Annotated in this window: 22 protein-coding genes and 1 pseudogene; 1 reads left to right on the plus strand and 22 read right to left on the minus strand. The window is 40.4% G+C overall.

The window, feature by feature from the left end; genetic code table 11:
• Window positions 1-84: 84 nt before the first annotated feature.
• The 12 genes from ACFVSW_RS22365 to ACFVSW_RS22420 form a co-directional block, all read right to left on the minus strand.
• On the minus strand, window positions 85-1,170 hold the full coding sequence (locus ACFVSW_RS22365) for a BMP family lipoprotein (RefSeq protein WP_387318823.1): 1,086 nt from the start codon (window positions 1,168-1,170) through the stop codon (window positions 85-87).
• An 85-nt stretch (window positions 1,171-1,255) separates the two neighbouring features.
• On the minus strand, window positions 1,256-1,981 hold the full coding sequence (locus tag ACFVSW_RS22370) for a GntR family transcriptional regulator (RefSeq protein ID WP_387318824.1): 726 nt from the start codon (window positions 1,979-1,981) through the stop codon (window positions 1,256-1,258).
• Window positions 1,982-2,370: 389 nt separating this feature from the next.
• A complete protein-coding gene (locus ACFVSW_RS22375) occupies window positions 2,371-4,719 on the minus strand; it encodes a DNA translocase FtsK (RefSeq protein WP_387318825.1) in 2,349 nt (782 codons plus the stop codon).
• A gap of 112 nt (window positions 4,720-4,831) precedes the next feature.
• Complete coding sequence (locus tag ACFVSW_RS22380; protein WP_387318826.1) at window positions 4,832-5,065, minus strand: YlzJ-like family protein; 234 nt, start codon at window positions 5,063-5,065, stop codon at window positions 4,832-4,834.
• Window positions 5,062-5,817 carry a ClpP family protease gene (locus tag ACFVSW_RS22385; RefSeq protein WP_387318827.1) on the minus strand — a complete coding sequence of 252 codons (756 nt, stop codon included), beginning with the start codon at window positions 5,815-5,817 and terminating at the stop codon, window positions 5,062-5,064. Before ACFVSW_RS22385 ends, ACFVSW_RS22380 begins: the two co-directional genes overlap by 4 nt.
• A 104-nt stretch (window positions 5,818-5,921) precedes the next feature.
• Window positions 5,922-7,589 (minus strand): ribonuclease J, encoded by a 1,668-nt coding sequence (locus ACFVSW_RS22390; protein ID WP_387318828.1) that lies wholly within the window; start codon window positions 7,587-7,589, stop codon window positions 5,922-5,924.
• A gap of 150 nt (window positions 7,590-7,739) precedes the next feature.
• On the minus strand, window positions 7,740-8,612 hold the full coding sequence (dapA, locus tag ACFVSW_RS22395) for a 4-hydroxy-tetrahydrodipicolinate synthase (protein WP_387318829.1): 873 nt from the start codon (window positions 8,610-8,612) through the stop codon (window positions 7,740-7,742).
• Window positions 8,613-8,704: 92 nt separating this feature from the next.
• Window positions 8,705-9,949 (minus strand): aspartate kinase, encoded by a 1,245-nt coding sequence (gene dapG, locus ACFVSW_RS22400; RefSeq protein ID WP_387318830.1) that lies wholly within the window; start codon window positions 9,947-9,949, stop codon window positions 8,705-8,707.
• A 35-nt stretch (window positions 9,950-9,984) separates the two neighbouring features.
• Window positions 9,985-11,034, minus strand: coding sequence for an aspartate-semialdehyde dehydrogenase (gene asd / locus ACFVSW_RS22405; RefSeq protein WP_387318831.1), 1,050 nt, complete (start codon window positions 11,032-11,034; stop codon window positions 9,985-9,987).
• 199 nt (window positions 11,035-11,233) lie between these two features.
• On the minus strand, window positions 11,234-11,833 hold the full coding sequence (dpaB, locus tag ACFVSW_RS22410; protein WP_387318832.1) for a dipicolinate synthase subunit B: 600 nt from the start codon (window positions 11,831-11,833) through the stop codon (window positions 11,234-11,236).
• Window positions 11,830-12,732, minus strand: a complete 903-nt coding sequence (dpaA, locus tag ACFVSW_RS22415; protein WP_387318887.1) for a dipicolinic acid synthetase subunit A — start codon at window positions 12,730-12,732, stop codon at window positions 11,830-11,832. The genes dpaB and dpaA overlap by 4 nt, the downstream gene beginning before the upstream one ends.
• Window positions 12,733-12,919: 187 nt before the next feature.
• Window positions 12,920-13,162: a YlmC/YmxH family sporulation protein gene (locus tag ACFVSW_RS22420; protein ID WP_387318833.1), complete on the minus strand. Its 243-nt coding sequence runs from the start codon at window positions 13,160-13,162 to the stop codon at window positions 12,920-12,922.
• A 326-nt stretch (window positions 13,163-13,488) separates the two neighbouring features.
• Between ACFVSW_RS22420 and ACFVSW_RS22425 the strand changes: the two are divergent.
• Window positions 13,489-13,674, plus strand: a pseudogene (locus ACFVSW_RS22425) (IS5/IS1182 family transposase); the annotation flags it as partial.
• 309 nt (window positions 13,675-13,983) lie between these two features.
• Here the strand turns inward: ACFVSW_RS22425 and ACFVSW_RS22430 are convergent.
• From ACFVSW_RS22430 to ACFVSW_RS22475, 10 genes are all read right to left on the minus strand, one after another.
• Window positions 13,984-15,222 carry a M16 family metallopeptidase gene (locus ACFVSW_RS22430; protein WP_387318834.1) on the minus strand — a complete coding sequence of 413 codons (1,239 nt, stop codon included), beginning with the start codon at window positions 15,220-15,222 and terminating at the stop codon, window positions 13,984-13,986.
• A gap of 101 nt (window positions 15,223-15,323) precedes the next feature.
• Entirely contained in the window at window positions 15,324-16,271 is a 948-nt protein-coding gene (locus tag ACFVSW_RS22435) for a polysaccharide deacetylase family protein (protein ID WP_387318835.1), read from the minus strand.
• Window positions 16,272-16,673: 402 nt separating this feature from the next.
• Window positions 16,674-18,791 carry a polyribonucleotide nucleotidyltransferase gene (gene pnp, locus ACFVSW_RS22440; RefSeq protein WP_387318836.1) on the minus strand — a complete coding sequence of 706 codons (2,118 nt, stop codon included), beginning with the start codon at window positions 18,789-18,791 and terminating at the stop codon, window positions 16,674-16,676.
• A 219-nt stretch (window positions 18,792-19,010) separates the two neighbouring features.
• Window positions 19,011-19,280 carry a 30S ribosomal protein S15 gene (rpsO, locus tag ACFVSW_RS22445; RefSeq protein WP_387318837.1) on the minus strand — a complete coding sequence of 90 codons (270 nt, stop codon included), beginning with the start codon at window positions 19,278-19,280 and terminating at the stop codon, window positions 19,011-19,013.
• A gap of 170 nt (window positions 19,281-19,450) precedes the next feature.
• Window positions 19,451-20,401 carry a bifunctional riboflavin kinase/FAD synthetase gene (gene ribF, locus ACFVSW_RS22450; protein WP_387318838.1) on the minus strand — a complete coding sequence of 317 codons (951 nt, stop codon included), beginning with the start codon at window positions 20,399-20,401 and terminating at the stop codon, window positions 19,451-19,453.
• A gap of 32 nt (window positions 20,402-20,433) precedes the next feature.
• Window positions 20,434-21,354 (minus strand): tRNA pseudouridine(55) synthase TruB, encoded by a 921-nt coding sequence (gene truB / locus ACFVSW_RS22455; RefSeq protein ID WP_387318839.1) that lies wholly within the window; start codon window positions 21,352-21,354, stop codon window positions 20,434-20,436.
• 71 nt (window positions 21,355-21,425) lie between these two features.
• Window positions 21,426-21,797: a 30S ribosome-binding factor RbfA gene (gene rbfA / locus ACFVSW_RS22460; protein ID WP_387318840.1), complete on the minus strand. Its 372-nt coding sequence runs from the start codon at window positions 21,795-21,797 to the stop codon at window positions 21,426-21,428.
• Window positions 21,798-21,814: 17 nt separating this feature from the next.
• On the minus strand, window positions 21,815-22,096 hold the full coding sequence (locus ACFVSW_RS22465; protein WP_387318841.1) for a DUF503 domain-containing protein: 282 nt from the start codon (window positions 22,094-22,096) through the stop codon (window positions 21,815-21,817).
• Entirely contained in the window at window positions 22,093-24,447 is a 2,355-nt protein-coding gene (infB, locus tag ACFVSW_RS22470; protein WP_387318842.1) for a translation initiation factor IF-2, read from the minus strand. The genes ACFVSW_RS22465 and infB overlap by 4 nt, the downstream gene beginning before the upstream one ends.
• A gap of 19 nt (window positions 24,448-24,466) precedes the next feature.
• On the minus strand, window positions 24,467-24,769 hold the full coding sequence (locus ACFVSW_RS22475; protein ID WP_387318843.1) for a YlxQ family RNA-binding protein: 303 nt from the start codon (window positions 24,767-24,769) through the stop codon (window positions 24,467-24,469).
• Window positions 24,770-24,771 lie beyond the last annotated feature (2 nt).

Raw genomic sequence — 24,771 nt, forward strand, 5'->3', positions numbered from 1 at the left:
GAATGTAGGTTTCTACACTTCAGTTAAGATTTCATTAAGAAGGAATAAGCGGGCAGGTACCATCCCGCTTATTCCTCAGTTGTATTATTTTGCACTAAATGTTTTTAATTCATCATGTGTTCCAGGAACTTTTACATCGCCTGATTTAATCTTTTCAATCCATTCTTTAACTGCCTTATCAATAGCATCTTTGTTTGCTGCTTTAGCATTGATTGGGGCTAAACCTACACCATCTTCTTGTAAACCATAGATAGCCAGTTCACCGCCTGGGAATTTACCATCTTTTGCCTTAGTAGCGATGTCATTAACAGCAACGTCAACGCGTTTAATCGCAGATGTTAAAACTACATCTGGACCCATATCGTTTTGGTCACGGTCTACACCAATTGCCCAAATTTCACGTGCTGGATCTTTTTTCTTTAAGTCACCAGCTTCTTTAAATAAACCGTTTCCAGTTGCACCGGCAGCGTGGAAGACGACGTCTGCACCCGAAGCGTACATTGTAGAAGCAATCGTTTGACCAAGCTCAGCTTTGTCAAATGCGCCTGAATATTTAACATCAACTTTTGCTTCTGGTTTTGCTGCTTTAACACCTGCTACGAAACCAGATTCAAAACGTTCAATTACTGGGATTTCCATACCGCCAATGAATCCAATATGATTCGTTTTTGTCGTAAGAGCTGCAGCTACACCAGCAAGGAAAGCAGCTTCTTGCTCTTTGAATAGAACACTAGCAACGTTTGGTTGTTTCACTTCATCATCGATGATGGCAAAGTTTGTTTTTGGCTGTTGTTTTGCGATTCCATCAACCGCGTCATGCATTAAGAAGCCAATACCATATACTAAATCAAAGCCTTCACGAGCAAGAGAATTCAAGTTTGTTGTGTAATCAGCATCAGAAGTAGATTGAAGGTAATTAAAACCACCTTTGCCTTTTTTCAAGCCGTTGTCTGCACCAAACTTTTGTAGACCTTCCCAAGCAGATTGGTTAAATGATTTGTCATCAACACCACCAACGTCAGTAACCATCGCTACAGAGAAAGCTTTTTCTTTGTCTCCACCCTTTGATGTATCAGTGGTTTTGTTGTCATCACTTTTTCCACAAGCACCTAAAAGTGTTCCAGCAGCAAGAACTAGTGATAGCGCCATTCCAATTTTACGCTTTTTCAAGGTATTGTACCCCCTATGAATTATGTTTGATATTGTAGGAATTTAATAAAGAAGACTGATTGCGTTTTCAAAAAGGAAAAAAAAATTATGTTCGCTTCCTTAATACGTGAAAACTAAATTTGTCCGCTTTAAAATAGTTTACCGAAAACAGGATTGGTTCATCTAATTCGTTGAAATGCATTTGTTTTAATACTAACAATGCAGTTTCAGGATCACATTCTAGGATCGGCGAAATTCTTTCATGATAGCCAATTGGCTCGATTTGGGCAACCGCGTAGGTAATTCTTCGGTTTGCCTCCTCGTCCAAAATATGGAAGATAGATTCTTCCTCATAGGAAAATGTTTTAGGCAAAAGTCTTTCAGGCACTTTGTCGACACAATAGACGACTGGTTCCCCATTTGCGGTTCTAACCCTTTCCATCACGAAAATTTCCTCATCAGCAGAACATGAGAAACGACGAATATCCTCATCGGTAGGACTATGAGTTGATGAGCTTAAGAAAATGGTGCCAGGTTTCATACCAACTTGTTTAATCATGTCAGTGACACTATTAAGCTGCTCAATACCGGAAGTAAACAGCGGCTTCGCATTTACAAACGTCCCGACACCATGGCGTCTAATGATAACGTTTTCTTCTTCGAGAATACGCAACGCTTCCCGAAGAGTTGCCCTGCTTACACCAAGCTGTTTAGCAAGATCGAATTCAGAAGGTAATTTTTCTTTTTCTTTGTATACTCCGTGTTCAATATCTTGCTTCAACCGATCGATCACTTGTAAATATAAATGCCGGTTATCTGACTTTATAGACATGCTGTTTCCTCCAGGCCTTTTCCTAAGACATCAGACATCTGATATCATTCCTACTAATCGAGATTTATAGTAACATTTTTTTCGAGATAAATAAATAGAAATTAAAAATTTCGTCGGAAAATGTCTGAATTAACGAAATGTCATAAAGTTTGCTGATATTTTTGTATGAAAATCTGCTATAATATAATATTTAAAATGAACGAAAGTGATATTTTAGGATAAAAGTAGTGATTTTTCTTTTTTTGATCATTCACCTCCTAATACTATAGTATCAAATTTTCTGAAAATTAGTATAAAAAAAGAGCCAAACGGCTCTTTTTTATTTTTATATAAGAAGTAATAAATTTCGACTTTGAGAATTGTCCAGCTCCACGGCGCTTGCATTTTTCTTATGAACTTTGTTCCTCTTTGGGTTTAGTTTGTAATACAGCCCTAGGTTTACTTCCTTCATATGGACCAACTACACCGCGTGCTTCCATTTCATCTATCAGCCGTGCGGCTCTTGTATAACCGATTCGGAAGCGGCGCTGAAGCATGGAAACGGATGCGGTTTGCATTTCTACGATTAACTCAACGGCCTCATCATATAGATCATCATCGACAGCACCTGTTACCTCGGGTATATCATCAGGGATCATCTCTTCTTGGTATTGTGCCTTTTGCTGCGAAATAACAAATTCAACTGTATTTTCAACCTCCTGGTCTGAAAGGAATGCTCCTTGGACCCGGACTGGTTTTGATGCACCTACTGGCAAGAATAACATATCTCCCCTGCCAAGCAGCTTTTCGGCTCCCCCCATATCCAAGATTGTTCGTGAATCGGTGGCGCTCGAAACGGCGAAAGCAATCCTTGATGGAATATTTGCTTTTATCACTCCTGTAATGACATCAACAGACGGTCTTTGAGTAGCAATGATTAAGTGAATGCCTGCTGCACGAGCCATTTGTGCAAGCCGGGTAATTGAGTCTTCCACATCTGATGAAGCGACCATCATTAAATCGGCCAATTCATCAACAATGACGACAATATACGGTAATAACGGCTGCTTGTCATTTTCTTCAAGATTATGCCTTCTTACATGGTCATTATAGCCTTCAATATTACGTGTTCCGGTATGGGAAAACAATTCATAACGTCTTTCCATTTCGCTGACTACCTTTTTTAACGCTTGTGACGCTTTCTTAGCATCGGTAACAACTGGCGCTAGCAAATGGGGGATTCCGTTGTAAACATTTAGTTCAACCATCTTCGGATCAATCATCATTAATTTCACTTCATGTGGTTTTGCCCTCATTAATATGCTCGTAATAATCCCATTAATGCAGACACTTTTCCCGCTCCCTGTTGCCCCCGCTACGAGTAAATGGGGCATCTTATTTAATTCTGCGAGAACTGCTTCACCGGTTATATCCCTGCCAAGACCGATAAGAAGTTTAGCATCAGGTTTGTCATTTTGGGTAGCTTCTAGAACCTCCCTTAGGGAAACCATCGCCACCTCTGAATTGGGAACCTCAATGCCGATGGCTGATTTTCCCGGGATAGGAGCTTCAATCCGAATATCTTTAGCAGCAAGGGCTAATGCCAGGTCATCACTTAGGCTGACAATTTTGCTTACCTTCACACCAACGTCTGGATGGACCTCATATTTTGTAACAGCTGGACCTAAATGCACTTGGGTTACACGTGCCTTCACCCCAAAGCTTTGAAATGTCCGTTCAAGTTTTGCGGCATTGGCATGGATAAGCTCATATTCCCCACTTTGGTCTGTTTTTTTCGGTAACATTAACAGTCTGAGCGGCGGCAATTCGTAAGCGACATTTTCCACTTCCGTAAACGTGATCGGTGGTGCATCATCATCCGCTTTTTCTTCTGGGGCGCTATTGCTTTCATTCGCAAGTTCTTTTGGATCTTTATTCTTTGGTGCCTCTTCTATGTAGGCCCTATCAGCAAAACTAGAAATAATCGGCTCTGGAATTTTGATTTCTTCCTGCTTAGGCTGCAGCCTTCCTTTTATCTCAGGTACGCTGGCATCTTGGCGTTTTTCTTTTGCTTGTTGTTTCTGAACTTTCAACTCCGTTTTACGTTCCTGTTGTTTTTGTTTCCAATCAGACATATCCGTTTTAAAGGCTTGCCATTGATTTTTTGAAAAATCTATCAGGGTAATAATAATTTTTCCAATAAAATCTCCAATCGATTTTCCGGTAAGTAGAATAATGCCGATAATGATAAAGATAAAGGCAATAATTTTCGTGCCTGTTTCTGCAAATAGATAATGAAATAGCGCAAACAATATTGCTCCGAGAATCCCGCCGCCTAAATCATGCGTGCTTGTTTCTCCGTTTAGTTCCATCCAAAATAATTCCCATGTATTTGCGATTACACTTGGATTCGTAAACTTCCCATTGTTCGTCAAGTTATGAAAGAGGGTTACATGACTAAGCAGCAAAATGGCCGAAACAAAAAAGTAGCTGCCAACTAACTTAATATGAAAAAAAAAGGGAATTTCCCGTTTCCACATCAAATACACACTTAATATCACCAGCCCGATTAAACCCAGCATATACCATTCACCCATCCAGAAACGGAAAAAGAGAACCGTTGCTTTGCCGACTGCCCCCAGCTTTGCTATTGAAATAATTGCTAACGCTAATATAGCAAGTGCGGATAGTTCATATTGGACGGTCCGTTTTAAATGGATATCTCTCTTTTTTGATTGTCTTCTCTTTTTCTTAGCCATCTAATCACCTTGTATGTATTATTTATGGTCGTCATTTTTTATTTGAAGAAAAAGGAGAGCAGCCGGTTTGGCTGCTCTTGTCTACATATCCTGATTATACCATACTCTATTACTACAATGCGGACAATCCTTCCTGGTTCACAGAAATTTTTGCCCCAGGGCAAATCCGTTCGTCCATAAAATGCTGGGGGTCGCTGCTAAGAATGCGGACAACCTGAACATTTTGCTGGTCAGCAGCATCTACCAATAGCGGTATCCCCTGAAAGGTAATCATCTGTTGTTTATTTATCATATCTGCTTCATATGGAAATATTAGTTCATTCGGCATCATCGTATATAAAATCACTGAATCAGCCCCTCATTTTTTTCTTTTTGCAGATCAATCATTTCATTTAACTTCTTCATTGCCTGTCCAAGCCCGCCGACATCATCTATTAATCCACTTTTTACGGCATCCGCCCCAATGACATTCGTGCCGATATCCCTTGTTAAATTCCCTTTCGCGAACATTAAATCTTTAAAAGTCTCTTCGGTTATTTTTGAATGCTTCGTGACAAAATTGACTACCCGCTCCTGCATTTTATCCAAATATTCAAAGGTAGCCGGGACGCCGATCACAAGACCTGTTAAACGAATCGGATGAATGGTCATTGTAGCCGTTTCAGCTATAAATGAATAGTCACAGGATACAGCAATTGGCACACCAATTGAATGCCCGCCGCCTAATACAATTGAGACAGTCGGTTTTGAAAGTGTCGCAAGCATTTCCGAAATCGCAAGACCCGCTTCCACATCACCGCCAACGGTATTTAAAATAATCAGAACTCCTTCAATCTTTGGGTTTTGTTCAATCGCTACAAGCTGAGGAATTATATGTTCATATTTTGTTGTTTTATTTTGCGGCGGCAAAGCTAAATGTCCTTCAATTTGCCCAATAATCGTTAAACAATGAATTTTAGAATCCTGTGAAAGCTGTGGTACATTTGTTTGCCCAAGCTGCTGAATTTTTTCCATTAAGGCAGAAGGAGCCTTTTCTTCTTTCTGCGGCTCTCCGCCTTCTTGGTTATCAGTATCATTTTTTTGAATATCGTTATTCATCCTAATACTCCCTTCAAGCATGATATATTTTAGTATTTACCTATGAAATGATTTCATGCTTGAAAGATTAAAAGGTACTGAAGCAGCGCCCCAGTACCTTATCTTTATACTTCCATAATTATTGGAAGTATCATTGGTCTTCTTTTTGTTTTTTCATATAGGTATCGGTATAAGTCATCTCTTATTTCTTGCTTTAAGCTTGCCCATTCAAATGAACCTTTTGCAGTAACTTTCTCAACAATATCCCGCACTAATTTTGTCGAATCCTCCATCAATTTTTCCGATTCGCGAACATAGACAAACCCTCTTGAAATGATTTCAGGTCCTGCAGCAATTTTCTTATCTTGCTTTGTTAAGGTTACAACTACGATGAGAATACCATCTTGAGATAAAAGTCTACGGTCCCTTAATACGATGTTCCCAACATCACCTACACCAATCCCATCAATGAGGACATTACCGGAGGGGACTTTTCCAGTAATAGACATTGTTCCTTCCTTCCATTCCAAGACATCACCGCGGTCAGGGATAAAAATCTGTTCATCTGTCAGTCCACACTCGATGGCCACTTTTCTATGTGCCTTTAACATCCGATATTCTCCATGTACAGGAATGAAAAATTTCGGTTTCATTAAATTGATCATAAACTTTAACTCTTCCTGGCTGCCATGGCTCGATACATGAATCGTTCGTTTGCCAGAAATCACATTAGCTCCTGCCCTAAACAGCAAATCAATTGTTTTGAATAAAAATACCTCGCTTCCCCTAAGTGGCGAAGCAGCGATTAAAACGGTATCCCCCGTTTGGATATTTAAAAGTTTATGTGTTTGCTTAGCCATTTTCTGAAGCGCCTCAATTGGCTCCCCTTGGCTGCCAGTCATTAAAATGACAATTTCACGTTCCTGATATTCCTTTAGCTCACTAATTGAGATTATTAAATCTTCCGGAACTTCTAAGTATCCTAAATCAAAGGCAATATGGTAAATTCGTTCAAGACTTTTCCCAACAACGGCAACTTTCCGTCCATTCTCCCTAGCAGCATTAAAAATATGCTGGACTCGGTTGATATCTGATGCAAAACAAGCGGCAATGATCCTGCCAGGTGCATTATAAAAAGCATTCGACATTTCTCGTTCTACTATCGCTTCAGATGCTGTATAGCCCGGTTTTTCAGCTTCGGTACTATCAGACAATAAACATAAAACTCCTTGGTCACCGATGGCTGCCATTTTTCCAATTTCCGGTTTATAAAGCTTGGTTGCCGCCTGATCAAATTTAAAGTCGCCAGTATAAACGATAATTCCTTCAGAAGTATGGATGCAAATTCCCACTGAATCAGGAATACTATGATTTGTTCGAAAGAAGCTTACATTTACAGAATCAAATTCTACAATCGAATCGGAATCCACTTCAATGAAATTCGCCTTCCTATTAAAGGTCTGCTCCTTTAGCTTTGCACTTGCAAGCGCAAGTGTTAGTTTCGTCCCATAGACGGGCACATCAACATGGCTTAAAACAAAGGAAAGCGCACCAATATGGTCTTCATGTCCGTGTGATAAAAAAATCGCCTTTATCCGTTCCTTATTGTCTTTTAAATAAGTAATATCAGGAATAACCATATCGATGCCAAGCATTTCTTCCTCGGGGAACATTAAGCCCGCATCAATGATAAATATGTCCTTATCCACTTCTACAAGGTACATATTCTTTCCGATTTCTCCTATACCACCAAGTGAAATGACCTTAATGGAATTATTTTTTTTCTGTATCAATTTCTATATCCTCCTATGCTATGCTGGGTTAACCCGACCGAAATCAGTTATGACTATTATACTTGATTTCAGAAAACCTTTACAACTTAATTAGCTATATTATCCAATGTGAAAAAAATAAGAGCCAACCGTTTTGGCTGGCTCATTCTTTTATTTCTTATTTAATATCGAAATTAAGGCTGCACGCTCTTGTTCGGTTAAGCCCACAAGCGGCAGTCTTACTGAGCCAACATCCATTCCTGCTACCTGCAGCGCAGTCTTAACAGGAGCAGGACTTGGAGCAGCAAATAATCCCTGCATAATCGGAAGCAAATGTTGATGTAATTGAGCTGCCTTGCGGTTCTCGCCGTCAAAAAATGCTTTAATCATTTCCTGCATCTCATTTCCAATTACATGTGAAGCAACTGAGACTATACCCACTCCGCCAATTGACAGAACGGGGATTGTTAAGCCATCATCACCACTATATAAAACAAAATCGTCATCCGTATTAGCAATTATATGCGTCATTGCATTTAAATCCCCGCTTGCTTCCTTTACAGCAACAATATTAGCTATCTTTGAAAGACGAATCACAGTTTCCGGAAGGATATTCACGGCTGCCCTTCCAGGAATATTATAAACCATTAGCGGAAGTGTAGTAACTTCAGCGATTGCTTTGAAATGCTGAAATAACCCCTCTTGATTTGGCTTATTATAATAGGGAGCGACTGCCATAATCGCATCCACACCAAGCTGTTCTGCTTTTTTAGTCAATTCAATCGAGGCATAAGTATTATTGCTTCCCGTCCCAGCAATCACTGGAATTCTCTTATTAACAACTTTTACAATATGATCAAATAATGCCAGCTTTTCTTCCTTCGATAATGTTGGGGATTCTCCGGTAGTCCCGGCAACTACTAAAGAATCTGTTCCATTTTCAATTAAATAATTTACTAATTGAGTGGTCTTTGCAAAGTCAATATGCCCTTTTCTATCAAAAGGGGTAACCATTGCCGTAGATACTCGCCCGAAATGAACCATTTTTTCCTACTCCTTTCGATACAGTTGGTCAGCCCCATCAGCCAATGTATCTCTTTATTTCTTTTCGCGAATGGTCCCTTTTTATATAACCATTAGAGATCTGTAAAATTGTATTCAAATATTTCTTCTTCTAATTGAAAGGCATCATGCAGGGCATTGACGGATTTAACTAGGTCATCCTGCTTTACCAGCACCCAAATAGTAGTATGGCTGTCCGCCGATTGTAAAATACGAATTCCTTTGTCGGAAAGGGCGGTAACGATTTTCGAGGTTACTCCTGGCACGCCTGCAATCCCTGCTCCTACAACAGAAACCTTCGCACAATGGCGTTCAATAACAGGGTCGTGACCCAATTCATTTAAGACTTGGATAGCACTGTCCGTCATTTCTTCCGTAACTGTATAAATAACACCGTTTGGTGAAATATTGATAAAATCTACACTGATTTTTTCATTAGCCATCGCCTTAAACACTTCGGACTGCAAATAGTATTGATCTTTTTTCGCAAAAACCTTTATTTGGGTGATATTTGAAACATGAGCAATCCCTGTTACAACTCGTTCCCTGATATCACTGCCGCGATTATTCCTATTTAATGTTGTTACTAATGTGCCAGGGGCTTCGGAATATGTGGAGCGAATGCGAATCGGCACTTTTGCCTGCATCGCAATTTCTACCGCCCTTGGGTGAATGACCTTTGCACCCTGATAGGCCATATTGCAAACTTCTGTATAAGTGACCACTGGAAGCGGACGGGCATTTTCAGCAATGCGCGGATCTGCGGTCATAATTCCTTCGACATCGGTAAAAATATCAATCCATTCGGCGTTAAGGGCCGCACCTAGGGCTGCGGCTGAGGTATCACTGCCGCCGCGGCCTATCGTCGTAATGTCACCATTTTTTGCCGCTCCTTGAAAACCGGCAACAATAACTACATCATTATTCTCTAATTCCCTTAGAAGCCTGTCACATTTCATTTCGTTGATTTTTGCATTTGTATGGTCGTTATTGGTCCTAAAACCTGCTTGAGCTCCCGTTAAAGCCACTGCCTTGATACCGCTCTCCACTAGCATATTCGAAAAAACGACACTAGAAATAACCTCGCCGCAAGACAATAACAAATCATGTTCTCGTTTTGAGATTTTACTTATATTCCCGCCGATTAATGATAATAAGGTGTCGGTTGCGTAGGGGTCTCCCTTTCTCCCCATTGCGGAAACAACGACAACTACTTTATAACCGTCTGATAATGCTTTTTTGATATGACCTTCTGCATGTTTCCTGCTCTTCTCATCTTTGACAGATGTACCGCCAAATTTTTGGACAATAATTTTCATGGTGACACCAAAACCTACCTTTGTTGGTTGTATCTTTATTTAACCAAACCTAATTTAACCAAACTTTCGGCAATTTGAACTGAATTCCATGCTGCTCCTTTAAGCAGGTTGTCGGAAACTACCCACATATGGAACCCGCGGTCTTCATCGATGTCTTTCCTGATCCGCCCAACAAAGACATCGTTTTTTCCAACGCAATTTGCCGGCATTGGATATACTTGATTTTCCGGATCATCTTGTAAAATAATTCCTGGAGCATCCATTAATAATGCTTTGATATCATTCGCACTTACGTCTTCTGCTTCAATTTCGAAATAAACAGATTCTGAATGCCCAACTGCAATTGGAAGACGGACGCACGTTGCCGAAACCTGTAATTCCGGCATGTTCATAATTTTCTTTGTTTCATTTATCATTTTCATTTCTTCGAATGTATAACCGTTTTCTTGGAACTTATCAATTTGTGGAATTGCATTAAATGCAATTTGGTAATGATTCTTATCAGCTTTCACCGGTAAAAGCTTTGGTTCAAATGCTTCTTTATTAAGAATAGACTTTGTCTGTTCCATTAATTCTTCTACTGCTGCAGCCCCGGCACCTGAAACCGCTTGATAGGTTGATACTATAACCTTTTTTAACCCATATTTCTGACGAACAGGTTCTAAGGCTACAACCATTTGAATCGTTGAGCAGTTTGGGTTAGCAATAATTCCATTATGGTGAAGCAAGTCCGCTTCGTTTACCTCCGGAACAACCAATGGTTTATCCTCATCCATTCTAAAGGCGCTAGTGTTGTCCACGACGATGGCACCACGTTTTACCGCTTCATGAGCAAGTTCCTTTGATACGCTTCCACCGGCACTGAATAACGCAATCTCTACTCCTTCAAAGCTCTCAGGCTTCGCTTCTTTAATCGTATATTCCTGACCATTTACATTCACTCTTTTCCCTGCCGACCGGGCTGAGGATAAGAGAGTAAGTTCTTTTATTGGGAAATTTTCATTAATTAGTGTTTGGATCATTTGTTGTCCTACTGCTCCTGTTGCTCCAACAACCGCAACATGATAACCATCGTGCTTACTCATGACATGTTCTCCCTTCAATCTTTCACGTGTATAATTTCTGGTCATTTTTATTATGAATATGTCACCAGCGGGAGTTATCCCCCCACTGATGAATAGTTAATTTATTTTAACATATTCCTATTAAGAAATAACCTTTTTTAATGGAAAATGGGCGGAACAGCATGAAACACCTTATTCATTTTGAAAGAAAGGGGAAGAATTAGTCACTGTCTTTATACCTTTCGACTAGGACAGGCTGAATCTGTCGGCCTTCAATTGCAGCTTCCACAGTTTCAGATAGTAGCGTCATCCTCGCAACCATTGAATTTGGTTTTTTCACCGGATCATCCTGACCATAGGGAATAAAATAGATGTTTTTTGTTGCCATTAACCTCATTAAATTTACACCATTTAAACCAAGTGCATCATTCGTTGAAATGCCAAGGACGACTGGCTTTAAATTTCTAAGAGTGGCTTTGGCAGCCATTAAGACGGGACTGTCGTTCATCGCATTAGCAAATTTACTCATTGAAACACCTGTTAAAGGAGCAATTACCATACAATCAAGCGGGATTTTCGGTCCTAAAGGCTCTGCATTGACTATGGAATCAATGACCTTATGTCCTGTTAAATCCTCAATCCTCTCAATCCAATCTTCCCCTTTACCAAAACGGGTTTCTGTATTTTTAACTGTAAAAGTTACAACTGGCATTACCTCTGCGCCGGCCTGAACTAATCTTTCAATTTCCGGAAATACAGCATCATACGTACAGTGTGAGCCAGTTAGGCCAAAGCCAATCCTTTTACCCTTTAAACTCATTTTACTTTCCCCTTTCGCCTACTTAAATCATCTTGAAGCAGTTGGGATAGAACATTTGCCAGGATTTGACCGGCTGTTTTTGGAGCCACAATTCCAGGAAGCCCAGGGGCAAGTAAGGCCTTTATTCCCCTTTTTTCCGCATATCTAAAATCAGTACCGCCTGGTTTGGAAGCCAGATCAATAATAAGTGAATGGGCAGGCAATTTGGAAATGACTGTTGCCGTAACAATTAAATGCGGAGCCGTATTAATTAAAATATCGGTATCCTTTACTTCATTTACTAAATCATTTAAATGGAAGGGGGTGAGCCCCATTTCCGTGATTCTAGCCAAATGTTCACTTTTTCTAGCCCCTACCTTTACTTTTGCCCCTAGTGCCGCAAAGGTTCGGGCCACACTCATCCCCACTCTTCCTAAGCCTAATATGGCAATATTTGAGCCGTGAATCGTGAAATCGGTATGCTGTATGGCCATCATAATCGTTCCTTCTACGGTTGGGATAGAATTATAGATGGCAACATCATCCCGCTCGAATAACTGGATTAAAGGCCGTTTGCTCTTGGTTGTAATTCCATTTAAATATGAATTACTAATCCCTGAATAAATCGTACAATGTTCAGGCGTTTTCTCCAGCATATCGCCAGTTATAATTACCTTTTCATTTGAAAAAATTGTTTCTACCTGACCTTCCAAATCTGTACCTGGCACAGGTAAAATAAGAGCATCCATATTTGAAAAATTAACTTCATCCAACTTTTCCTTGACTGCACCGGTGAAGGCGTGGTCAAGCTGTTCAAAACCAATCAGCGATATTCTCGCATCTAATTCGGTTAACTTGCGGATAATTTCCAGCTGTCTGGCATCCCCGCCAATCACGGCTATTTGCATCCCTGTCAGCATGAAAACATTCACCTTCTTTTTTAAAAATCCAACTAGGAATTCTTTTAATTGTCTAGCTCCTGCTTTTCTTCTTATCACTCCACCATCTTATGTAAGGACGCTTCAATCGGTGAGTTTTCCACCATGAGTAAAATTAAAAAAGCCCAAGCAAATGATGTTTTGCTTGGACCTTTTTAAATTCCTATCCTTAATCTTCTTCTGGTACATCTATAATGATCATTTCAGCACCTATTTTCTTTATATGGTGCCATGGTACTCTGATTTCCTCGCCTTGCTTTCGAAAGCCAAACCACTTCAATGAAGGAATTAGCAGCGCCTGTATTTGACCAGTTCCTTCATTAATTTCTAAGTCAGTAGATCCTAGTACCCCCAATCGCTCGGCCCTTTTTACATCGACAATTTCTTTACCGCTTAATTCACTGAGCCTCATCCAAAAGCCCCCCTCTACATCCCTTTTCTATTAGTTTATAGAAGGAAGTCCAAAATTAGAATAAAGAAAAACAGTTCGATCATTTTCTTTAATAATTCAACGCGTTAACTTATTATAATTTCATTAGTATACAGTCTTTTCAAAGGGTCTGTTGATTTCCGCTCCAGGCGGCTTCGCTTTCCGCGGGCGTGCCGGGGAGCCTCCTCGGCGCGTTCCGCGCCTGCGGGGTCTCCCCTGCCCCGTACTCCCGCAGGAGTCTTCGCCGCCTTCCGCTCCAATCAACAGTGTGGTATAAATAAAGATTTCGACTCAACCAATAAATTATAAAAATTAGAGAGGAAATCTTTGATGAAATTGTTCTCCAAGCAATGAATCGCAAAATGGTTGGAGGACGTGTTTTATTTATGGATTCAACTCATTTAAAGACAAACCCTAATAAAAATAAGTTTACAAAAGAAGAAGTGGAGGTAGAGACTCGCGAATATTTTGAGGAATTAAATAAAGCCATGCAACACATTTAGTAAGGTTAGAAAAGGTGTGTTGTAATACTTTAGATTGATTTGCCTCCCTGTTGATTGGAGCGGAGGGCACTCGACTCCTGCGGGAAATAGAGGTCACTGGAGACCCCGCAGGCGCCATAGGCGTCGAGGAGGCTCCAGGACCTCCCCGCGGAAAGCGAGTGCCAGGAGCGGAAATCAACAGGCCCATTTGCAGGGACAATCAATAAAATTGGTATTTAAATTCTGACAAAATAAAAAATTGCCGAGAAAAATACCCTTTCTCGACAATCCGACAGTTCGGAATGCGAACTGTTTTCTTATTTACGATAGTTTATTGGGAAATTCTCCATCTGGACTAATCAAGGTCACAGAATATTTGTCGGTAAAAACGGCTCTTGCCATGTCGTCCACACTTTTCTTCGAAACGAAATCAATCTGTTCAATAATTTCATCAAGGGAACGATGGCGTCGTAATAGAAGTTCGTTTTTGCCATTACGGCTCATTCGGCTATTTGTGCTTTCTAAACTTAACATCAAGCTGCCTTTAAGCTGTTCTTTACTATTCTTTAATTCTTTTTCGGTAATCCCATTTTGCTTTAATTTTTCAAGTGTCTCTTGAATTGTATCGAATAAAACATCCAGCTGTTTCGCACCAGTTCCACCATAGACAGTGACAATCCCACTATCCTGATAGGCAGAATGATAAGAGAACACGGAATAAGCTAAGCCCCTTTGCTCGCGGACCTCTTGGAATAGTCTCGAGCTCATACTGCCGCCCAAAATATTATTAAGCGTAATTAAACTATAGATGTCCTCATGTCCAACCTTTAGACCTTCAAAGCCAATACATAAATGAGCTTGCTCCGTTTCCTTTTTCCTTGAAATTCGATTGGAATGAAAAACGGGAACATTTTCAACGATTTCCTTTGAGCCGCCCTGATAGCTCCCAAAATATTTTTCAACTTCCTGAATAAATGCATCAGAGATATTACCAGCGATGGAAATAACCACATTTTCAGGAGTGTATCTTTCATGGATATATTCTCTTAGTGTGTCACCAGTAAATGTGTTAAGTGTTTCTTCCGTCCCAAGAATCGGATATCCAAGCGGATGATTTTCAAATACGGCTCTGCTTAGTAAATCATGGACGATATCATCCGGTGTATCTTCATACATTTTTATTTCTTCTAAAACAACGTTTTTCTCCTTTTTTAATTCCTCCTCAACAAAAGTGGAATTAAAAAACATATCTGCTAACACATCTAAGGCAAATTGAGAATGTGTATCAAGAACCTTGGCATAATAGCATGTATATTCCTTTGAGGTAAAGGCATTCACCTGACCGCCAATGCTATCAAAGGATTCAGCAATGTCCTTTGCAGAACGCGTGGTCGTTCCTTTAAAAAACATATGCTCTAGGAAGTGGGAAATCCCATTGTTTTGTGGATTCTCATCTCTAGAACCAGTTCCAATCCATACACCAATGGCAACGGATCGTACGGTAGGAATATTTTCTAATACAATTCTTACTCCATTTTGGCAAGTATATTTATTAATCATCGACTTCCTCCTGTCTATACACAGCAGATGCTACTACTCCAATTATTTATTATACTTTCTAGAAGTTATTTTCTCCAATTTTAAGAGATTTCTTGCTTAAATTATTTTATGATTCTTTCCTCGTTCATTAATTCTGAGACGGTACCAATCTTTAAATTCTTTTGCTCGATTAATGTAATTAATTGATCGAGTGATTTTGCTGTTGATTCTGTGGGATGCATCAGCACCATGGACCCGTTATCAATTTTTGACATCACGCGATTAATCAGGACTTCGGGAGATGGCTTTTTCCAGTCCACTGTATCCACTGTCCACATTACAGTTAACATATTTAGTTCATCAGCTACTTTAATCGTCTCATCCCGATAGCTGCCGCTTGGCGGAGCAAACCAAACACATTTCGCACCAGTCGCTGCTTCAATGATTTCATTCGTTTTCGTTATTTGCTCCCGAGCCAATGGAGCTGTCAACCGCTTCATATCCGGATGTGAATATGAATGATTTCCTACCTCATGTCCAGCACTCACAATCATTTTTGCAAGCTCTGGATTTTGTTTAACCCAATTCCCCTCTAGAAAAAAACTAGCGGTTACATGATGCCTCTTTAGGGTTGCAAGCATTTCTGATAAATATTCATTTCCCCATGCAACATTAATAATGAAGGATACCATAGGTTTCTCAGGATGGCCTTTATAAATTGGGGAAGGTGGCAAATCGCGCAGATGCACTTGTGGTTTTGTTTGGGTAAATACCAGTTTCTTTTCGTCAAAAACGCCTTTACTCTTCATATTTTTATAAGAAGCTGCAAGATCAACTTTGAGTCCGTTATATCCGGGAATGGCCTTCCAAACCCTATCAATTTTCGCATCAGAAGGTGGTATTTCGTATGTAGAAGCATGTTTAACGATACTTTGATATAGAGAATCTGACTGCTTTACTGTCGGGACTTCTGATTGCTTTATTGAAGCAACATACTTGTTCACCATTGGATTGTTAACTAATATCCATGCAGCCAAACCTATTACTAAAAGAATCCAAGCCTTTTTCATCTACCTTTCCCCCTTCCATACACTTTATGTATCGAAGGGACAAGGTAGAACAGAAAAACCGCAGCGGTTGAGGACGCTTTAACATAAAGGCTGTGTTAAAAGTGAATGTTGATTTCCGTTCCAGGCGCGAGCGGTTCGCGGGGCGGGCGGTGAGCCTCCTCGGCGCTAAAGCGCCTGCGGGGTCTCACCTGTCCCGCTGCTCCCGCAGGAGTCTCGTGCCTTCCACTCCAATCAACATTGTGCTCAAAATCAACAATGTTCTTTAACACAGCCAACATGAAAAAAGTCAGGGTGTGTGCCCTGACTTACTTGTTTTTTTCCGGCCTTCAAAAGCCTGTGTGTTGAGAATTGTCCAGCTCCAGGCCATACGCCGCTGAACAGGGCGTTTTGCTTTCCTAGTGATTACTGCTTTTCTTCAGCCTTTTCGCGCTGTTCCTTCAAAACCGCTTTCCTTGATAGGTTCACACGGCCTTGTTTATCAATTTCAGTTACTTTAACTAAGAATTGATCACCAATTTTAACAACATCTTCCACTTTCCCTACCCGCTCTTCCGCAAGTTCCGAAATATGGACGAGTCCGTCTTTTCCGGCAAAAATTTCAACAAAGGCACCAAATTTTTCAATCCGCTTTACCTTGCCAAGATACATTTCTCCAACTTGAACTTCACGAACAATATCTTCAATGATTTTCTTCGCTTTTTGATTCATCTCTTGGTTTGTCGAGGCAATAAAAACAGTACCATCTTGCTCGATATCAATCTTAACGCCGGTTTCTTCGATAATCTTATTGATTTGTTTTCCGCTCGGTCCAATGACATCACGGATTTTATCAGGGTTGATTGTCATAGTTAAGATTTTCGGTGCGAACTGAGAAAGCTCTGATCTTGGTTCCGTAATTGTAGCAAGCATTGAATCTAAAATATGCATTCTTCCCACTTTAGCTTGCTGCAGGGCTTCTTCTAAAATATCGCGGGAAAGACCTTCGATTTTTATATCCATTTGCAGTGCTGTAACACCTTTAGCAGTTCCTGCAACTTTAAAATCCATATCTCCGAGATGGTCTTCCATCCCTTGAATATCAGATAATACCGTATAGTGCTCGCCAGATTTCACAAGACCCATGGCAATACCAGCGACAGGTGCTTTAATTGGCACACCTGCATCCATCATTGCCAATGTACTTGCACAAATACTTGCCTGAGAAGTGGAACCATTGGATTCTAGAACCTCAGAAACAAGGCGGATCGTATATGGAAAATCCTTTTCAGATGGAATAATTGGTTCAAGGGCACGTTCACCCAAGGCACCATGGCCAATTTCGCGACGGCCCGGTCCGCGGATTGGACCTGTTTCCCCTACACTGAATTGAGGGAAGTTGTAATGATGCATAAAGCGTTTCTCTTCTTCAATTCCTAAACCATCAAGAATCTGTACATCACCCATTGCTCCAAGTGTACAAATACTTAAAGCCTGTGTTTGTCCACGCGTAAATAATCCTGACCCATGGGTACGAGGTAATATACTTACTTGCGACGATAATGGTCGGATTTCATCAATTTTACGGCCATCTGGACGGATTTTTTCCACCGTTATTAAGCGGCGGACTTCACCTTTAACCATCTTGTCCAAAATTTGTTTGACTTGTTTCAAATCTTCAGCTGTTGCTTCTTGTTCTTCATACTTAGCCAAAACTTGGTTTTTAACTTCTTTAATGGCATCTTCACGGGCATGCTTTTCTTGAACTTGAATAGCACTGATCATTTCTGATTCGCACATACCTCTTACTTCAGCTTCAAGTTCTGCATCTAATTCATACAATGAAATCTGTCTTTTTTCTTTGCCAACTTCGGCAACAATTTTTTCTTGGAATTCAATTAATCGTTTAATTTCATTGTGACCAAACATAATTGCTTCAAGCATGATTTCCTCGGGAACCTCTAATGCCCCTGCTTCAACCATGTTAATCGCATCTTTTGTACCAGCAACTGTTAAGTGAATGTCACTCTGTTCTGCCTGTTCAACTGTTGGGTTAACGACAAATTCTCCATTAATACGTCCGACAATAACACCAGCAATAGGTCCCTCAAACGGAATATCTGAAGAACTTAGCGCCAACGATGACCCGAACATTGCAGCCATTTCAGTCGAACAATCCTGATCCACACTCATAACAATGCTAATTACTTGAACATCATTACGAAATCCATCGGCAAAAAGCGGGCGGATAGGACGATCGATAAGGCGGCTGGCTAAAATAGCCTTTTCGCTTGGGCGGCCTTCTCGTTTAATAAACCCTCCCGGAATCTTACCAACAGCATACAACCGTTCTTCATAGTTAACTGTTAATGGGAAGAAATCCAAGTTTTTAGGTTCTTTGGAAGCTGTTGCGGTACTTAATACGGCCGTATCACCATAGCGGATCAATACTGCACCGTTTGCCTGCTTTGCCAATTGACCGATTTCGACGGTTAACTTGCGCCCCGCCCAATCCATCGAATATTCATGTTTCGTTTGTTCCATAATTTTACCCCTCTCCATCCAAATCACTTAGGAGGATGATGCGAAATATGACTATCCCGCTGTACTCATCTTACTAAAGATAGCTTATATTAAAAAAGCCATGAAGGCTCATTGTATAAATTCAAATTACTTATAGTATGCACATAATTGCTCTGACTTAAAATATGTATTAAAAATTTTAACCTAATAAAAAAGCGGGAAAATTCCCGCTTCTGTAGACTAACGACGTAGACCAAGCTTATTAATTAACACACGGTAACGTTGAACGTCTTTATTACGTAGGAAAGTCAACAGATTACGACGTTTACCAACCATTTTCAAAAGGCCGCGGCGTGAGTGGTGATCTTTCTTGTGTGTACGTAAGTGATCGTTCAAATTGTTAATTGATTCAGTAAGGACAGCGATTTGAACTTCTGCAGATCCAGTGTCGCTCTCATGAGTTTTGTACTCATTGATAAGTTCATTTTTACGTTCTTGAGTGATTGCCATCCGGATTCACCTCCTAGTTTTTCTATCCCCAGTTACCGAGCAAGCGTCGGTGACTCGACTTGCCAAGCAAAGGTTGTTTTTAATACGTAGTTAAGAATACATTGTTTTACGTCAAAAAGCAAGTAAAAACCTCATTATCTTGTAAGAAATACTTCATTACCTAAGCAAAATTAGAACGGTTGTCGATTTCGGTCAAAGTAATCTAAAACATTTTGTTTATCTTTTTCTATTTGAGTTACCAGTTCTTCAATCCCTGAAAATTTTTGTTCTTTCCGTAAATATAAATGCCATTCAATAACAACTTCATATCCATAAATTTCCCGGTTAAAGTCAAACAGATGTACTTCAACTGATAGCTTTACCGCTTCCTTATTAAATGTTGGTTTGTATCCAACATTGCAAACACCCTCATGCCATTCATTATCCACTTTCATTCTTACTGCATAAACACCGGTAGGCGGAACAATATATGCCTCATTTAAGCCGATGTTTGCCGTTGGAAAACCAATTGTCCGGCCCCGTTTATCTCCATGAATGACCGTGCCTGCCGTCGTATAAAACTTACCAAGAAGCGGTGGAAGCTCCACTGTTTTTCCTTCTTTTAAGAGATTGCGAATTCTCGTCGAACTAACCTTTTCGTTATTGTGCGCAAATTTTGCTACTACTGTGTGAGAAAATTGATCTCTTGAATGAAATGGCAAGGTTTCCATTGTTCCTTTACCCATTCGTCCATACGTAAAATCAAATCCGGCGACAACATGGTGAACATTAAGGGCAATGATAAATTGATCAATAAACTCCTGCGGTAGCAGATTGGCAAAATCTGCGGTGAAATGGACAATAAATAGATAATCAATACCTAAGCTGTCGATAATGTTAATCTTTTCCTCTAACGGAGTTATATACTGTACATGTTTCCTGCCTTTTCCTAACACAACTGATGGATGAGGGTCAAATGTCATGACAGCACTGTGAAATCCCGCTTTTTCCGCTAGCCGTTTGGCTTCGAGGATTACCTGCCTGTGACCGCGATGAACTCCATCAAAATAGCCAAGAGCCATTACTAATGGCGGAAATTCGTTACTTATGTTAGATGGAAAATTAAGTCTTATTATTTCCAAATGAAACTCACCTTTTCTTTTGCGGTAACCTTTTATTCTATCTCGTTTCTTAATACCTTAACTGGTTTAAGTAAACCTAGCTTGTTGGGATGTTTTGCATATATCGCCAATGCCAGGCCGTCTTTAGTTTCTGCAATAATAGGTCCGTTACTAGTGTTTAACTGTTCTGGTATTGGCAATAGTGCACCATTTTTCACTTTCTCTGCTACTTTATCATTAATCAGTAATTTCGGCAAATGAGAAAGTGCTGTTTCCAAAGGTCTTAAAACGGTTGAAATAGTCCCATCAGCCATCATTTTTTCAACCTCTTCAAATGTGAGGCAATCATTCAACGAATAGGATGCGGATTGAATTCTTGTCAGGTGCGACATATGTGCTGGATACCCTAGACGCTCACCAATCATGACCGCCAAGGTGCGGATATAGGTACCCTTACTGCAGCTGACTCTGAATCGGAAACTAATCGTTTCACCAGAATATTCAGTTCGCTCGTCAAGTAATTCTATGGAATAAATCTTCACTCTTCTTGTAGGGCGTTCCACTTCAATTCCTTTCCGTGCATATTCATACAGGCGGACTCCTCCGACTTTTACCGCTGAAAACATAGGGGGTGTTTGTTCAATTTCACCCGTTAATGAATTCAGAACCTGCTGAATTTCTTCAAGAGGAATGGTCCGATTAACCATTTTTTTCTCAACCATTTCGCCAGATGCATCCTCTGTTGTTGTCGAAAAACCAATTGTCACTTCCCCTTCATATGCCTTGCCAGCATCGGTTATGTACTCGGCAACCTTGGTTGCTTTCCCAATACAAATTGGAAGAACACCGGTCACATCAGGGTCAAGTGTGCCGGTATGACCTACTTTTTTTGTTCTTAAAATCTTTCTTAACTTAAAGACACAATCATGTGATGTTAACCCAGCAGGCTTAAATAATGGTAAAATCCCTTCCAAGATTAACTCTCCTCACTAAAATATTCAAAAAAATGGATAGACCAGTGTCTATCCATTTTTCCGTTAAAATGTTACTCTTCTTCATTCTTATCAATTGGTTTATCATCTGTATGCAGTTGATGGAGCAGCGTCTCAATCCGATTGCCATAATCGATTGATTCATCCCATTCAAAGATGATTTCAGGTGTTTTACGAAGGCGAATACGCTGACCAATTTCTGTCCGGATAAAACCTTTTGCCTTGGCCAGACCTTTTAAAGTATTTTCCCGTTGCTCTTCATCACCTAATACAGAAATATAGACCTTAGCTTGTTGTAAATCTCCAGTTACTTCAACATCGGTAACCGTCACAAATCCAATCCGTGGATCTTTGATTTTGCGACTGATGATGTCACCTAGTTCTTTTTTCATTTGTTCTCCAACACGATTTGCTCTGTGGCTCATCACATTCACCTCTTAACTTAAAGCCAATCCATCTCGGTGATCGTTCTTTCTATTTCCGGAAACGAGTCGATAAATTTCAACGCATTTTGCAGCTCCTGCTCTGTCGAAATTCTTGAGGAAGTGACTGCTGCGATCGCAATCTTTGTTCGCTGCCATACATCCTGATAGTCAACTTCAGACACGGATACGTTAAACTTTTGCTTCAATCGTGTAAGGATTCGCTGCAAAACGGCTCGTTTCTCTTTTAACGAATGGGCATCGTAAATGATACATTCACAAACGGCAGCGCCGATGATCATTTACGTTCAATTTCTTCCATTACGTATGCTTCAATGATGTCTCCTTCTTTAACATCATTAAAGTTTTTAATGGTGATACCACATTCATAGCCTTGTGCGACTTCTTTTGCATCGTCTTTGAAACGTTTTAGGGCATCGATTTGTCCTTCAAAGATGACAACTCCGTTACGAATTAAGCGAATGCCGCTGTCACGGGTAATTTTACCATCCGTCACATACGAGCCAGCAATCGTACCAACCTTCGAAACCTTGAATGTCTGGCGAACCTCAGCTTGACCGATGATTTTTTCTTGGAATTCAGGGTCAAGCATCCCCTTCATTGCCGCTTCAATCTCTTCGATAACTTTATAAATGATCCTGTGCAGACGGACATCCACTTTCTCAGCATCTGCAGCACGTTTCGCGTTTACATCTGGGCGAACATTAAAGCCGATAACGATGGCATTTGAAGCCGCCGCAAGACTAATATCCGACTCATTAATCGCACCTGCACCACTGTGGATAATTTTGATGTTGACACCTTGAACGTCGATTTTTTGCAATGAAGCAGCTACGGCTTCTGCAGAACCTTGAACATCTGCTTTAAGGATGATGTTTAAGTCCTTCATTTCACCTTGCTTCAATTGTTCAAACAGCGTTTCTAAGCTTACAATCGATTTTTCCCCGCGATGGGCAACCAATGCCTGATGGGAGCGCGCTTCCCCAACTTGTCGAGCTGTCTTTTCGTCGTCAAACACAACGAAGCGGTCTCCAGCCTGTGGCACATCACTTAATCCAGTAATTTCAACTGGTGTTGATGGGCCTGCTTCTTTGACACGGCGGCCTTTATCATTCACCATCGCACGAACACGGCCATGTGTATGACCAACAACAATCGGATCACCAATTTTTAGCGTTCCGTTTTGTACGAGCAAGGTGGCAACCGAACCGCGGCCCTTATCCAATTGGGCTTCAATTACGGTTCCAACAGCTTTTCTATTTGGATTTGCTTTATATTCTTCTACTTCACCGACAAGAAGAATCATTTCTAAAAGATTATCTATTCCTTCGCCATTTTTTGCAGATAGCGGGACAAAAATAGTATCCCCACCCCATGCTTCAGATACTAAACCATGTTCAGTAAGTTCCTGCATAACACGATCAGCATTTGCGGCCTCTTTATCCATTTTATTAACAGCAACAATAATTGGAACCTCAGCTGCTTTTGCATGGTTAATGGCTTCTACAGTTTGCGGCATTACACCGTCATCTGCAGCTACAACAAGAATGGTAATATCGGTAATTTTAGCACCACGTTGACGCATGGTTGTAAACGCAGCGTGTCCTGGTGTATCAAGGAAGGTGATTTTCTTTCCGTTTTCAACCACTTGATACGCGCCGATATGCTGGGTTATTCCACCAGCTTCTCCTTCAGTTACCTTTGTGTTTCGAATCGAATCAAGCAATGTTGTTTTACCGTGGTCAACATGCCCCATAATGGTAACGACAGAAGGTCTTTCTATTAAGTTTTCCGCACTGTCATCCGTAAAATACACTTCAAGGTCGGTTGTATCGATTTTAATTTCTTCCTCGACCTCGACCCCATATTCCCCAGCGATTAATTCAATTGCATCTTTATCTAACACCTGGTTAATTGTAGCCATCACACCAAGCAAGAAGAGCTTTTTGATGATTTCTGATGGTTCGCGGTAGATTTTTTTCGCTAGCTCTGCTACCGTTAGCGATTCACTAAAGGTAATTTTAGCTGGAAGTTCTCTCTCTTTTCTCTTTTGCGGTGCTGCTTGCTGTACTGGTGTATGGTTTTTCTTCTTATTATTATGATTATTACGATTCTGATTATTATTGTTATTATAAGGTTTGCTCTTTCCTTTTCCCGAACTGAAGGCTTTATTTTCTTTTGATTGAAATTCTTGGTTTTGCTTTTTACCTTCGGCCGCTTTTGGAGGAGACACTACTTTCACCTTGCTAGGAGCAGAATTTTTATCTGCAGCTTCCTCAAATGCTTTAGGTGTTTTCGACTGCACTTGCGGCTTTTGTCCCGATTGTGCCGGTCTTTGATTTTGACGATTTTGCTGCTGGGCAGGGCGATTGCTTGGGCGTTTTTGCTGTCCGCTTTCCTGCTTTTGCTGCGTATTGTTTACCGGCTTTTGCTGTGTATTATTTACCGGCTTTTGCTGCGGTGAATTGGTTGCCTTTTTATTGTAGGCGGCATCAAGTTTCTTGATGTCTGCATCTTCTATTGTTGCCATATGATTGGAAACCTCTATATTCATTTCTTTTAATTTTGTAATGATATCTTTACTTGAAATATTGTGTTTTTTTGCGTATTCATAAACACGGATTTTACTCATATTTTCACCCCCGCTAGATTTAATCGAGCAACGTTATCAATTTTTTTGCAAATCCATCATCCATAACAGCTACAACAACGCGGGCTTCCTTGCCAATTGCTTGACCAAGAAGATGACGGTCCTCAACCATTTTAAATGGAACTTCATAGGAATTACATTTATCTGTAATTTTTTTTGTCGTATTTGCAGATGCATCTGCGGATAATAGTACGAGCTTTGCTTTGCCGTTTCTAATTTCCTTGACGGTTAATTCCTCACCCGTTGTGATTTTACGCGCTCGATTGGCCAAGCCAAGCAATGACATCCATTGTTTTTGATTCATGT

The organism is Neobacillus sp. NPDC058068 (genome assembly GCF_042885335.1).
Classification (GTDB): domain Bacteria; phylum Bacillota; class Bacilli; order Bacillales; family Cytobacillaceae; genus Neobacillus.